General features: G+C 70.5%; 13 protein-coding genes and 1 pseudogene. 9 read left to right on the top strand and 5 right to left on the bottom strand.

Features of this window, described 5'->3' with window-relative positions:
* Window positions 1-9 precede the first annotated feature (9 nt).
* The 6 genes and pseudogenes from H0I39_RS04275 to H0I39_RS04260 all read left to right on the top strand — a co-directional run bounded on the left by H0I39_RS04275 (window position 10) and on the right by H0I39_RS04260 (window position 5780).
* Window positions 10-969, top strand: coding sequence for an AEC family transporter (locus H0I39_RS04275; RefSeq protein WP_180549678.1), 960 nt, complete (start codon window positions 10-12; stop codon window positions 967-969).
* 115 nt (window positions 970-1084) lie between these two features.
* Window positions 1085-1864 (top strand): ABC transporter substrate binding protein, encoded by a 780-nt coding sequence (locus H0I39_RS04270; RefSeq protein ID WP_180549677.1) that lies wholly within the window; start codon window positions 1085-1087, stop codon window positions 1862-1864.
* Window positions 1783-2109 (top strand): annotated as a pseudogene (locus H0I39_RS23920) (type 1 periplasmic-binding domain-containing protein); the annotation flags it as partial. The gene H0I39_RS04270 and the pseudogene H0I39_RS23920, both read left to right, overlap by 82 nt.
* A 145-nt stretch (window positions 2110-2254) precedes the next feature.
* A complete protein-coding gene (locus tag H0I39_RS04265; protein WP_180549676.1) occupies window positions 2255-5215 on the top strand; it encodes a response regulator in 2961 nt (986 codons plus the stop codon).
* Window positions 5216-5373: 158 nt separating this feature from the next.
* Window positions 5374-5508 (top strand): hypothetical protein, encoded by a 135-nt coding sequence (locus H0I39_RS21595; RefSeq protein WP_257645616.1) that lies wholly within the window; start codon window positions 5374-5376, stop codon window positions 5506-5508.
* Window positions 5505-5780: a hypothetical protein gene (locus H0I39_RS04260; protein ID WP_180549675.1), complete on the top strand. Its 276-nt coding sequence runs from the start codon at window positions 5505-5507 to the stop codon at window positions 5778-5780. Before H0I39_RS21595 ends, H0I39_RS04260 begins: the two co-directional genes overlap by 4 nt.
* Here H0I39_RS04260 and H0I39_RS21590 read toward each other — a convergent pair.
* On the bottom strand, window positions 5773-5901 hold the full coding sequence (locus tag H0I39_RS21590; RefSeq protein WP_257645615.1) for a hypothetical protein: 129 nt from the start codon (window positions 5899-5901) through the stop codon (window positions 5773-5775). The two genes, H0I39_RS04260 and H0I39_RS21590, sit on opposite strands and share 8 nt — an antisense overlap.
* Before the next feature lie 557 nt (window positions 5902-6458).
* On the opposite strand from H0I39_RS21590, the gene H0I39_RS04255 reads away from it, so the two are divergent.
* Window positions 6459-7019: a hypothetical protein gene (locus tag H0I39_RS04255; protein WP_180549674.1), complete on the top strand. Its 561-nt coding sequence runs from the start codon at window positions 6459-6461 to the stop codon at window positions 7017-7019.
* Between the two features lie 252 nt (window positions 7020-7271).
* A complete protein-coding gene (locus H0I39_RS04250; RefSeq protein WP_180549673.1) occupies window positions 7272-7478 on the top strand; it encodes a hypothetical protein in 207 nt (68 codons plus the stop codon).
* Window positions 7479-7562: 84 nt separating this feature from the next.
* Here H0I39_RS04250 and pdxH read toward each other — a convergent pair whose 3' ends face one another.
* Window positions 7563-8198, bottom strand: coding sequence for a pyridoxamine 5'-phosphate oxidase (gene pdxH, locus H0I39_RS04245; RefSeq protein WP_180549672.1), 636 nt, complete (start codon window positions 8196-8198; stop codon window positions 7563-7565).
* Window positions 8199-8242: 44 nt separating this feature from the next.
* Window positions 8243-8881, bottom strand: coding sequence for a gamma-glutamylcyclotransferase (locus H0I39_RS04240; RefSeq protein WP_180549671.1), 639 nt, complete (start codon window positions 8879-8881; stop codon window positions 8243-8245).
* A 173-nt stretch (window positions 8882-9054) separates the two neighbouring features.
* Between H0I39_RS04240 and H0I39_RS04235 the strand changes: the two genes are divergently transcribed.
* On the top strand, window positions 9055-9537 hold the full coding sequence (locus H0I39_RS04235; RefSeq protein ID WP_308645765.1) for an OmpA family protein: 483 nt from the start codon (window positions 9055-9057) through the stop codon (window positions 9535-9537).
* Window positions 9538-9759: 222 nt separating this feature from the next.
* On the opposite strand, the gene H0I39_RS04230 is transcribed toward H0I39_RS04235, so the two are convergent.
* The gene (locus tag H0I39_RS04230) at window positions 9760-11286 is read right to left on the bottom strand and encodes a CYTH and CHAD domain-containing protein (protein WP_180549670.1); all 1527 of its coding nucleotides are present in this window, start codon (window positions 11284-11286) and stop codon (window positions 9760-9762) included.
* A gap of 99 nt (window positions 11287-11385) precedes the next feature.
* Complete coding sequence (gene gloA, locus H0I39_RS04225) at window positions 11386-11802, bottom strand: lactoylglutathione lyase (RefSeq protein ID WP_257645614.1); 417 nt, start codon at window positions 11800-11802, stop codon at window positions 11386-11388.
* Window positions 11803-11889 lie beyond the last annotated feature (87 nt).

Here is an 11889-nt window from a genome sequence, read left to right as displayed (position 1 = left end):
CCGCCGCCCATGACGCTCGATCACCCCGTCGCCTCGTCCCTGCTCCCCGTGGTGCTGCTGATCGGCATCGGCTTCGCCGCCGGGCGGCTGAAGCTGATCCGCGGCGAGGCGGTGCGCGATCTGTCCAACCTCGTCTTCCTGGTGCTGGTGCAGGCGCTGCTGTTCCGCACCATGGCCACGGCCGATCTGGCGCGGCTGGACCTGCGATCGGTGGCGCTGTACTACATCGTGGCCGGGGCCATGTTCTTTGCGCTGCTGTTCATCCGCGGGCTGACCAGCCGCTCGGCCGTGCTGGCGCTGGCGGCCATCTTCAGCAACACGCTGATGATCGGCGTGCCGCTGGTGCAACTGGCCTACGGGCAGGCCGGGCTGGTGCACCTGTTCACGCTGATCTCGATGCACGCGCTGATCCTGCTGACGCTGGCTACCGTGGTGCTGGAGCTGCTGGTGGCGCGCGAGCAGGCCGCGGCAGGCCAGGGGCCGCGCCGCCACATTGCCGCCACCGTGGCGCAGGCGGTGAAGAACGCCGTGCTGCACCCGGTGCCGCTGCCCATCATCGCGGGCTTTCTGTATTCACTGACGGGCTGGGGCCTGCACCCGGTGGTGGAGCGGCCGCTGAAGCTGCTGGGCGACGCCTTCGGCCCGGTGGCGCTGGTGCTGGTGGGCGTGACGCTGGCGCAGACCGCCATCGGACCGCACCTGCGCGGTGCGCTGGGCATCTCGCTGCTGAAAACCGTGCTGCACCCGGTGTTGATGGCCGCGGCCGGCTGGGCGCTGGGCATCCGCGGCCTGCCGCTGGCCGTGATGGTGACTGCCGCCGCGCTGCCGGTGGGCGCCAACGTGTTCCTGTTCTCGCAGCGCTACCACAAGGCCGAGGACCTGGTCACCGCCAGCGTGGCCGTGTCGACGGCGATGGCGGTGGCGACGATTTCGATCGCGCTGGCGCTGCTGGCGCGCTGGCCGGGCTGAATGACCGGCTGGCGGCCCGCCGGATGGTGAATATTCACCCAATCTGTAGCGTCTACCCCGTGGCGTCGGCTCGCCGGGTAAGGTATCTTTGTGTCCAAACGTGAGGGGAGAGGACATGTCGATCAGCCTGGAGCAGTACGACGAGGTAACGAGAACCAGAGCACGCGCCGACAGGCTGGTTTTCGGCCGCTTGCGGCTCACCATCAGCGTGACGGCGTTCATCGCCGCGCTGGTGGCCAGTCCGCCGGTCTCGGCGCAGAGCGCCCCGCCGGCCCCCAGCGCACCGGGCGCCGCCACGCCCGCCGCCGCGCCCCGCGTCATCGCCTACCTGACCCTCGGGCCGAGCGAGTCGAACCGGCTCTGCATGAACGAGGTGCGTGCCGGCCTGGAAGCGGCCGGCTGGTCCTTCGACCGGCAACTGAGAATCGAATGGAACGACGTGGCCAACGACCCGGCACGCTACGCAGCCGTGGCGCAGGCGATGGTGGCGCGCCGGCCTGCCGTGCTGCTCGCGACCAACAATCCGGAATCCGAGGCACTGATGAACGCCACGCAGGAGGTGCCGATCGTCGTGCTGGGCCCGACCAACCTGCGCCAGGTTCTCGATGCCCAGTTGCGCCCGCTGGCCAATGTCACCGGCGTCACGCTGGGCCTGTCGGGCCAGTTCCTGCTCAAGCCGATGGAGGTGTTGCTGCAGGCGTTCCCGCAGGCGCGCCGCGTCGGCATGGTCACGAACGACGGCAACCCGAGGCACGAGGCGATGAAGGACCTCGGGCCTTTCGCCGACATGCTGGGGCAGGCCGGCGTCGAGGGGTGCGCGTGCGCTTCTCTGGCGAGGCCGGCATTGCCGGCGCCTGGGACGAGTTGGCCCGGCGCCAGGTCGATGCAGTCCTGATCTGGCCGGATTCGGCGGTATTCCACGGCGAGCACGCGCGGCAGGCGCTGCGGGTGCGCCTGCCGGCGATCGCCCACACGTCCTGGTTCACCACCCGCCACGGTGGCCTGCTCAGCTACGGCGCCATCGGCCGCGTCAGCATGTGCGGGCGCGGGGCGCGCTATGTGGACCAGGTGCTGCGCGGTCGCCCGCTGGCCGAGCTGCCGGTCGAGGAGCTGTACGAGGCGGCGCTGGTTGTCAACCTCGACACCGCCGAGCGCATCGGTGTGACGCTGCCACCCGCGCTGCTGGCGCGTGCCGACCGCCTGATCCGGCCGGGCGACCGTATGCTGCCGCCGACGGCGGACGCCAAGGGTGACGCCGGGGCTGCCGCCCAGCCCCCTCCCGCTGATGCGCCCACCTGGCCAGCGCCTGTGGCAGACCTATGCCCTGTCGGTCGCCGGGCTGGTGACGCTGGTGCTCACCGTCAGCGGTCTGGCACAGCTCTGGCTGATCCAGCGCGAGACGCGCATTGCCGTGGAGGCGCTGCAGGCGCTCGAAGCCGCCAGGGCCTCGGCCCGGATCGAACGCTTCATCGGCCAGACCGGTGCCTTGCTGCGCGCCGCCCTGGCGCTGCAGGACTCACGCCACCTGGACGATGCTGATGCCGACATCCAGTTCGAGCTGTACCGGCTGATGAAGCAGTCGCGCGCGATCCAGGCGCTGTACTGGATCGACCAGCACGGGCAGGAGCGTGTGCACATCTCGCGCATGGAGCCCGACCGCATCGGCGTGCGCGAAGACCGCAGCCAGTCGCCCGAGTTCCTGTACGCCAGCGCCGAGGCGCCGTGGTTCGGCCCGGTCACCTTTGTCGTCAACCAGCCTCGCGTGGTCCTGGCGCGGCGCGGCAGCCTCCCGCAGAGCGGCGTGCTGGCGGCAGAGGTCGAATTGGCGCAGCTGCGCGAGATCATCGACGAAACCCGCTTTGGCCGCGAGGGCCAGGCCTACGTCGTCGATGGCGAGGGCCGCCTGCTGGCGCATCCGGATTTTCTGCAGGTGCTGGCACGCCCCGACTGGGCCGACCATCCGCCGGTGCGCGCGGCCATCAGGCCGGCGGGGGCGGATCGCGGCGGTTTGATCGAATTCACGACGCCCGAGGGCCGCGCCATGGTCGCTCGCGCCGCCCCGCTGAGCGTGCCCGGCTGGCGGCTGATCACCGAGCAGCCGCGCGACGAAGCCTACGCGCCGATCCGCCGCGCGCTGGCGACGGCGCTGCTGATCCTGGTGTTCGCCGTGCTGGCGGGCTCGGCCGTGGGCATCGTGCTGGCGCGCCGGGTGGTGCGGCCGATCCGGGAGCTCGCCGAGGGGGCCGACCGCATCGGTGAAGGCCAACTCGACCACCGCATCGTGCTGCGGCGCGGCGACGAGCTGGGCCAGCTGGCGGCGCGCTTCAACCAGATGGCCGAACGCCTGGGCGATTCGGTCCAGTTGCTCGAAGCCCGCGTGGCCGAACGCACCCACGAGCTGGCTGGCGCCAACACCTTGCTGCGTGCCCGGCGCAACGAAGCTGAGCAGGCGAGCCAGGCCAAGACGCGCTTTCTGGCGTCGGCCAGCCACGACCTGCGCCAGCCGCTGCACACCATCAGCCTACTGGTCGGCGTGTTGCGCCGGCAGGCGGTCACGCCCGAGGTCGGCAAGCTGGTGAGTCACATCGAGGCGTCGGTGTCCGCCATGGAAGCCTTGTTCGTCGGCCTGCTCGACATCTCGAGGCTGGACGCCGGCACGGCCAAGCCCGTGCTGGGCGACCACGCCCTGGCCGATCTGCTGCACCGGGTGGCGACCAGCCACGGGCCGGCAGCCGAGCGCAAGCAGTTGCGCCTGGTCGTGGTGCCTTCTCGCTGTGCCGTGCGCACCGACGCCGTGCTGCTGGAGCGGGTGCTGGGCAACCTGGTGGCCAACGCGATTCGCTACACCGAACGCGGCAAGGTCCTGGTGGGCTGCCGGCGGCGCCCCGGCGGCGTCGAGCTACAGGTCTGGGACACCGGCATCGGCATCGCGCCCGAGCAGCTGCCGCACATCTTCGACGAGTTCTACCAGATCGACAACCCGGAGCGCGACCGCGGCAAGGGGCTCGGGCTGGGCCTGGCCATCGTCAAGCGCACGCTCGATCTGCTGGGCCATCCGCACGTGCTGCGCTCGACGCCGGGCCGCGGCACCTGCTTCTCGATCCTGCTGCCGGGCGCCGAGGCGCTGCCGCAGGTGCCGGCGCAGCCTGCCGCACTGGCGAGCGGGCGGCGCGTCGTCGGCGCGTTCATCGTGGTGATCGACGACGAGGCCGATACGCGCCGCGCGATGCAGGCGCTGTGCCACAGCTGGGGCGCGCACGTGCTCACCGCCGCGTCGGCCAAGCAATGCCTGACGCTGCTGGGCGAGCACCTGCGCGACCCCGACCTGATCCTGAGTGACTACCGGCTGCGCCAGCACCGCGACGGCCTGGACGCCGTCGAACAGATACGCGCGCGCATCGGCCAGGCGGTGCCGGCGATCATCGTCACCGGCGACATTGCCGCCGCCGACCTGCGGCGCGTCACCGACGCAGGCCTGCCGCTGCTGCACAAGCCGGTCGGCGCCGACCGGCTGCTGGCGGCGATCGAGGCGGCGCTGGACGCTCACCCAACTGGGGAGGCGCAGCGGCGGAAACGCCCTCAGACTCCGGCCATGAGGATCCTGCTGGTCGATGATCACGCGCTGTTTCGCGACGGCGTCGCGCTGCTGCTGCGCGAGCTCGACCCGGCGGTACAGGTCTCGCATGCCGCCAGCCTGGACGAGGCGCTGGCCACCCTGGGCGACAGCGCGGACATCGACCTGATCCTGCTCGACGTCATCCTGCCCGGCATGCACGGCCTGCAGGCGCTGGAGACGCTGCGCGAACGCCACCCCGGCGTACCGCTCGTCATGCTGTCCTCGCAGGAAGACCAGGTCACCGTGCTGCGCTCGATCCAGCTGGGCGCGATGGGTTTCATCCCCAAGTCGGCCCCGGCCGGCCAGATGTTCGAGGCCTTGCGCACCGTGCTGGCACGGCGCATCTACGTGCCCCCGCTCAGCCTGGCGGGCATCGCGCTGCCCGTGCCGGCGCGGGCCTGCACCAGCCCGGCCGAGCTCGGACTCACCCCGCGCCAGACGCAGGTGCTGCGGCTGATCCTGGAGGGCAAGCCGATGAAGCTGATCGCGCGCGAGCTGGGCCTCAGCCCCAACACCACCAAGACCCACGTCAGCGCCGTGCTGCGCGCGCTCGCCGTCACCACGCGCACGCAGGCGATCGTGGCGGCAAATCGCATGGGGCTGGTGCTGGGGGACGACGCTTCCACCTGAACCGCGGCGCTCGCGGTGGACACCGCCGTCGTCCAAGCCCGTTGTCAAAGCAAAGAGAGGTACGCCACGCTCACCCAACTGGGTGATGTACGGGGAAATGTTTCTTTTAGTGTCTCTCGTGTCGATAGACAAGCCCCAGCAACCCCAGGAGGAGCCTCATGAAACCCCGCACGCGAAGCCTGCTGATCCACGCCTTTGCCGCCACCGCCGCACTGTCAATGGCCGCCTGTGGCGGCAGCGGCGACGATAACGACGATGATTCGTCCCCGCCGCCACCGCCGCCTCCCCCGTGACCCTCAGCGGTGAAGTGGCCCGCATCGGCCCCCTCCAGAACGTGGTGGTCTGTCTGGACCTGAACGCCAACGACGCCTGCGACGACGGCGAACCCACCTCGGCCGCCACCGGCGCCGATGGCCGCTACAGCCTGACCTACGACCCGTCCGCCGTGCCGGGCGCCGCGTCGGCCCGCCTCATCGCACTCGTCAAGACGGGCGATCCGGCCGCGGCCACCACGGCCATCGATTCGGCCACCCCGGGGTGGCCGCCACCGACGCCGACTACGTGATGCACCGACCGGCCGGCTCGGGCGGCGCCATCAACCCGCTGACCACCCTGGTGCAGGCCGGCGTGGCTGCCGGCATGACCGACGCGGCGGCGCGCGCCAACGTGGCGCTGCAGCTGGCCATCGACGCCACCAAGATCGACGCCTACCAGGACGATCCGGCCTGGGATGCCAACCAGATACACGACACGGCGCGCATGGCGGCCGCGGTCGTTTCCGGCATGCTGCGCACCGGTGTGCCGCTGGAGGTGGGCGACCAGCAGGCGGCTGCACCGGCATCGACCACGCTGCGCGCGCTGCGTTACGTCGGCCCTGACGACTACTTTGAGCGCAGCAACGATCGGCAAGCCAAGGCGGCGGGCAGTGCCGGCGTGCAGTTTGTCGATAACCGCAGCGGCAAGAGCGGCGGTCAGCCCAGCCCGGACAATGCGCTCTACGGCACCGCTTTTCTCACGCCCAGCGGCTGGACCTACTGCACGCGCGATGTGGTCCACCGGTCCACGGTCGGCAATCCGAGCCGCACGGTGTACTGCGACGGCGAAACAACGCTGGGCTCCACCCGCGCCAGCAGTGTGGCCGGTCAGGCCATGGCCGATCTGGTGGACCGCTGGCAGACCCTGCCCACCAACACCATCAACGTCGGAATGCCGACGGTGGGCTTGAAGGGCGCTCGGCGCGACCGTGTTCCCTGCGGGTGCCGAGGAACTGCTGCGCACCAATGTGGTGTTGGGGTCGACCATCCAGATCGACGCCCTGGCGAACCGCGCTCAGCCGCAGAGTCGAAACACGCTGGAGGCTTTGATCAACCACTACCCGACCTCGGGCGCCGCTGCGCCCACCGGGGCCAACACCCTGAACCTGGCGCTGACCACCAGCGCGCTGAAGAACCTGCGGGTGTCGATGGCGCCGTCCAGCGCCACCCAGGGCTCGGCGCAGTACTACGAGTGCGATCTCAATGCCGAGCAGACCGTGGTGTCCAACTGCGTGCCGTCCACCACGGGCACCTACAGCATCGACGACGTGAATGGCGAGCGCGTGCTGCGCTTCACCGGCCAGCCGCCGACGCCAGCCATCCGCTACCACGTGGTGTACAGCGAGATCCGCTGGGTTGCCGGCGACCCGAATTCCCAGTGGGTGTACCGCGCCCACGAGACCAAGCCCGGCCTCGTCTCGCGTCAGGCGGCATCCCATCGCCTGAACGAGGCGGCCTGGACGGCCATGAAGACCCAGTTGGGACTCTGACGGTCCCTCGGGGGCGGACGCCGGTTGGGGCGTCCGTCTCTCCTGTCTTGCATTCATTGCTGGAGACCCACATGAACACCGCCACCCGCCTATCGATTCTGCTGTCACCCCTGCTGCTCGCCGCCTGCGCCGCCAGCGCGCCGCCGGCCAAGGACTTCCTGCCGGCGCCCGCGCGCCTTCGGCGGCCGAACTGGCCACGCTGCTGCGCGGCAAGTCCACCAACGCCCCCTATCCAACGGCGGCACGATCCGGGTGGACTACGCCGCCGACTCGAACAATCTGAAGGTTTTCGTCGCGGGTCGTTCGGACACCGGCACCTGGCGTGCCGAGGAGGGCGGTCGTGTCTGCTTCGAGTTCAAGGTCTTCCCCTCGGCCTGCAACGACATCCGGCTGGTGGGGCAGGACGTGTATGCCAGGCGCGCCAATGGCGACGTGGTGCCGGTGACCGTGTCGCGTTGATCGGCGCGCTACTGAAGACGCCCGGCACTTTGAAAATCATAGCTGTCTGCGCTTGCCAGTAAAGCGCTGGAGCCCGAAAAAGCTTCAAGGCGCCAGCCGCTCGCGCACCCAGCCGCCGCCTTCCAGCCGGTAGCGCAGCCGGTCATGCAACCGGCTCTTGCGCCCCTGCCAGAACTCCCACCGATCAGGCTTCAGGCGGTAGCCGCCCCAGTGCGGCGGGCGCGGCGGGTGCAGCAGAAACTTGGCGCCGACCTTGGCCGCCTCAGCCACCAGCCAGGCGCGGCCGGGGATCACCTGGCTTTGCGGGCTGGCCCAGGCGCCCAGGCGGTGGTCGAGCGGGCGGCTGGCGTAGTAGGCGTCGCTCTCGGCCTCGCTCACCTTCTCGACCAGGCCCTCGATGCGCACCACGCGCTCCAGCTCGACCCAGTGGAGCTGCAGCGCCGCATACGGGTTGCCGGCCAGCTCCAGCCCCTTGCGGCCCTGGTAGTTGGTGTACCAGACGATGCCGCGCGCGTCGTATTCCTTGATCAGCACCACGCGGGTGCTGGGGCGCAGGTCGCTGCCCACGGTGGCCAGGGTCATGGCGTTGGGCTCGGGCAGCTCGCTTTTCAGCGCCTCGTCGAACCACTGGGCGAATTGCGCCATCGGGTCGGCATGGCTGGCGTCTTCGGACAGTTCGGCGCGCTCGTAGCTCTTGCGCAGGTGGGCGATGTCACTCATGCGCCGAAGTATAGGCAGCGGGCGCGGGCGCGGCCCCGCTTGCGTCAGGCCTCGGGGTCGTCCGCCAGCGCCAGCAGTGCGCGCAGCCGCCGGTCGTGGATGCCGTGTTCGCGCAGCGTGTCGAGCGTGCGGCGCGCGTAGTCCAGCGTGGTGCCGTAGCGGCCGCTGGCGTGGCGGAAGATGTGGCGGTACTGCTCGGGCGCCAGCTCGCCGGTGAAGGACGGGCTGCGGCGCGACAGCGTGAAGGCCAGCGCCGGCACGGGACCGTGCGGCGTGGCGCAGGGCAGCCAGCGCGCGTCGTACACGCCGCTGGGCATCTCGCGCGCCCACAGGGTGTCGAACACGGCCTCGGCCTGTTGCCCGGGCACGCGGTACACCATGCCCTGGCAGCTGCCGCCCGGCAGCAGGGCGAACACCAGGCCGGGCAGCTCGGGCGTGCCGCGGTTGACGCGGCTCCACATGGCCAGCGCGCGGTGCCAGCCGTGGATGCGGCTGGCGTGGCGTTCGGTGAAGTCGAAATCGGTCCGCCAGATCAGCGAGGCGTAGCCGAACACCCACAGGTCGCGTTGCGGGCCGGCCCGGCGGTGCCATTCGGCGCGCGCCTGCGCCAGCATGCGCTGCGGGTCGCGGCCGGGCGGGCGCAGATGTTCGTAGGGGGCATAGGCGGCGTCAGTGGGCTGCATGGCGGGACTTTATACAATCGCCCCAATTTCTTTGGAGAACTCATGAGTACACAGAACGATGACAACCAGGGCGTGGTGTGGACCGTGCTGATCGGCGTGGTCCTGCTCGCCATCAGCTTGGCCATCGGGTTTGGGCTGTATCGCACCGGCAAGGGTGCGGCCCCACCACGGCCGTGGCGGGCGCCAGCACGGGCGTGGCCGGTGGTGCCGCGCCGGGTGCGGTGGGCACGGCGTCTGCTGACGGTGCCGCCGGCACGGCGACGGGCGTGGCCGCCGCAGGCGGCGCAGCACCGGCCAGCACCGCCGACATGACCACCGCCGCGGCCGATGGCCCCAGCATCCGGGTCGAGAACGGCGTGGTGAAGTTCTACTTTGCCAGCGGCAGCGCCGACCTGGCGCCGGGCGCGGCCGATGCGCTGGGCGACGTGGTGAAGGGCGTGGCCGCCGGCCAGACGGCCGTGATCAGCGGCTACCACGACACCACGGGCGATCCGGCACAGAACGAGGAGCTGGCCAAGCAGCGCGCCTTGGCCGTGCGCGATGCGCTGAAGGCGCTGGGCATCGGCGACGACAAGCTGGACCTGAAGAAGCCCGAGGTGACCACCGCCACCGGCAGCAACGCCGAGGCGCGCCGCGTCGAGGTGAGCCTGCAGTAAGCGGCTGCTGCAAACGCGCGCATCAAGCCCGGCCTGGCCGGGCTTTTTCGTGGGTTGCGGCGGCAGGCGGCGCACACCCCGGATTTTCAGATACTCCCTATATGCATGCCGATAGCGCCCGTAGAATGGGCGCTGGCGATGCATACTCCCTGTTTTGGGGCTGTGCCGTGGTGGGGAAGGCGCTGTCCGTGACAGAGCTGTCCGCGTCGCACGGACCGGCGTTCAGGCTTCCGCCATGCGCCCCGCCGCCACGCCGCGCAGAAAGCCCAGGATGCCGCGGTCGATGCCCAGCGGCTCCAGCAGCGTGGCCAGCAGCATCAGGTCGCGCGCGGCGCCGATGCTGGTCTGCAGCTCGGTCGCCTGCTCCTGCCAGCGGCGCGTACGCTCTTTGGGCAGCACGGTGCGCAGCGCCTCCAGCACGTAGCGCGTGCGCTTGGCCAGCAGGCGCACGTTGTGCTGGTGCTCGATGCCTTCTTCGGTGTCGAGGTCGGCGGCTTCCATTTCCTCGATCTCGGCGGCCAGGCGCGCGTGCAGGCGCTTGGTGCGGCTGGCGGCCCAGTCGCCGATGCTGCGCTCGGCCAGCTCGGGCGTCCATGCGGCCTGCGGCAGCGCGTGCAGCCAGCGCTCCAGCCCCAGCAGCGCCTGGCCGGTGCCGGTGGCGCCCAGCGCGGCCAGCAGGCCGGCGCGGCGGATACGGCGCTCGGCGGTGACGGCCGCTTCCATGGTCTGCCATTCCTGCGCGCGCTCGCGGGCTGCTTCGTCGGTGCCGCCGATGTAGGCGTCGGCCCATTGCGGCAGGCTTTCCAGCGCCGCCACGTCCAGGTCGCGCATGGCGCCCAGGGCATTGAGCAGCGGGCGCAGGCCGGCGCTGTCGGGCGCCGGGTGGGCGTCGGCCAGCAGCGGCTTGAACAGCCACAGCGCGCTGCGCCAGCGCCGCCAGCCCACGCGCGCCTGGTGCACCAGCTCGGGGCCGTCGGCGCGCACGATGCCGCTCAGGTTCTCGATGAACTGGCCCAGCATTTCGCCCAGCACGGTCTGCGCGGCCAGCAGCACGGGGGTGTTCTCGGCCAGCTCCAGCTTGCGCGCGCGGCGCGGCGCGCGGGTGGTGCCGTCGACCAGGCGCCAGGCGCGCTCGGCCTTGCTCACCGGGTCGGGCAGCACCGGCAGGTGGCTGGCGATGTGGTCGGCCAGCGCGAACAGGGCGTCGGGCGCGCCTTTCAGCAGCTCCAGCTCCAGCTCGCACAGCTCGGCACGCTCGTCGCCGGCGCGGATGGCGCCGACGTCCAGCACCACCTCGATGCGGCTGCCGTCGTCGCCGGTGAACAGGCGCAGCGTGCGCGTGGCGTCGGTCTCAAAGCAGGGCGCGAGTTGCGGCAGCAGCGTGCCGTCTGCGTCCAGCGTGGGCCAGGGCGTGCCCTGCAGCACGACGGGGTCGAGCTTACCCTCGCGCACCGTGGCTTCCCACTCGCCGCGCTGACTCAGGCCGCCGGCACTGCTGTCTTCGGTCTTCAGGGCCTGCAGCCAGTGCACCTTGCCGCCGTCCTGGCGCTGGCTGCGCAGGCGCAGCACCGCGCGGGCCTGGCGCAGGTGCTGGGCCGGGGTGTCGAAGTAGATGTTGCGCAGCTTCTGCTGGGTGACGGGCAGGGCGGCCAGCAAGGGCAGGGCGGCGAGCTGCTCGCCGATGGCCTTGGGATCCGCGCCGGGCATGGCGAGCTTGAGCTCGATCTCGGCGCTGGTCGCGGAGGTCATGGGGGTTCGAGGGGTGGTCTTGTTCAAGTCAAAAATGGTCTGAGGCGCCGTACATAAAGCGCCAGCAGCTATAAATAAGTGAGTAACCAGGTTGGTCGATCATGACCGCAGGCCTTCGCCGGCGCCGTCGGTCGCGCGCTGGATCAGTTCGATCTTGTAGCCGTCCGGATCGGTGACGAAGGCGATGACGGTGGTGCCGCCCTTGACGGGGCCGGCCTCGCGCGTGACCTTGCCGCCGGCGGCCTTGATCTTGGCGCAGGCGGCATAGGCATCGGGCACGCCGATGGCGATGTGGCCATAGGCCGTGCCCATGTCGTACTGCTCGGTGCCCCAGTTGTAGGTCAGCTCGATCTCGGCCTGGCCGGGGTTGCCGCCGTCGAAGCCCAGAAAGGCCAGCGAATACTTGTATTCGGGGTTTTCCGACGTGCGCAGCAGTTGCATGCCGAGCACCTGGGTGTAGAAGTCGATGGCGCGCTGGAGGTTGCCCACGCGCAGCATGGTGTGCAGGATTCTCATGCGCCCATTGTGACCTGCCTGCGTGACAGCGTCGCCAGGCCAAGCCCGCATTGGCGCCTGCAATGGAGAAATCGCTTGCACCTTGGC

It is taken from the genome of Ottowia beijingensis (assembly GCF_013423955.1).
Lineage (GTDB): Bacteria > Pseudomonadota > Gammaproteobacteria > Burkholderiales > Burkholderiaceae_C > Ottowia > Ottowia beijingensis.
The sequence above is the reverse complement of the archived record's forward strand: the minus strand, read 5'-3'. Positions and strand labels throughout refer to the sequence as shown.

What these genes read in the sequence shown, in the direction of transcription:
- H0I39_RS04275 (WP_180549678.1), top strand. Translation starts at nt 10, where the DNA reads ATGACGCTCGATCACCCCGTCGCCTCGTCCCTGCTCCCCGTGGTGCTG.
- H0I39_RS04270 (WP_180549677.1), top strand. Translation starts at nt 1,085, where the DNA reads ATGTCGATCAGCCTGGAGCAGTACGACGAGGTAACGAGAACCAGAGCA.
- H0I39_RS04265 (WP_180549676.1), top strand. Translation starts at nt 2,255, where the DNA reads ATGCGCCCACCTGGCCAGCGCCTGTGGCAGACCTATGCCCTGTCGGTC.
- H0I39_RS21595 (WP_257645616.1), top strand. Translation starts at nt 5,374, where the DNA reads ATGAAACCCCGCACGCGAAGCCTGCTGATCCACGCCTTTGCCGCCACC.
- H0I39_RS21590 (WP_257645615.1), bottom strand. Translation starts at nt 5,901, where the DNA reads ATGGCCAGCTGCAGCGCCACGTTGGCGCGCGCCGCCGCGTCGGTCATG.
- pdxH (WP_180549672.1), bottom strand. Translation starts at nt 8,198, where the DNA reads ATGAGTGACATCGCCCACCTGCGCAAGAGCTACGAGCGCGCCGAACTG.
- H0I39_RS04240 (WP_180549671.1), bottom strand. Translation starts at nt 8,881, where the DNA reads ATGCAGCCCACTGACGCCGCCTATGCCCCCTACGAACATCTGCGCCCG.
- H0I39_RS04230 (WP_180549670.1), bottom strand. Translation starts at nt 11,286, where the DNA reads ATGACCTCCGCGACCAGCGCCGAGATCGAGCTCAAGCTCGCCATGCCC.
- gloA (WP_257645614.1), bottom strand. Translation starts at nt 11,802, where the DNA reads ATGAGAATCCTGCACACCATGCTGCGCGTGGGCAACCTCCAGCGCGCC.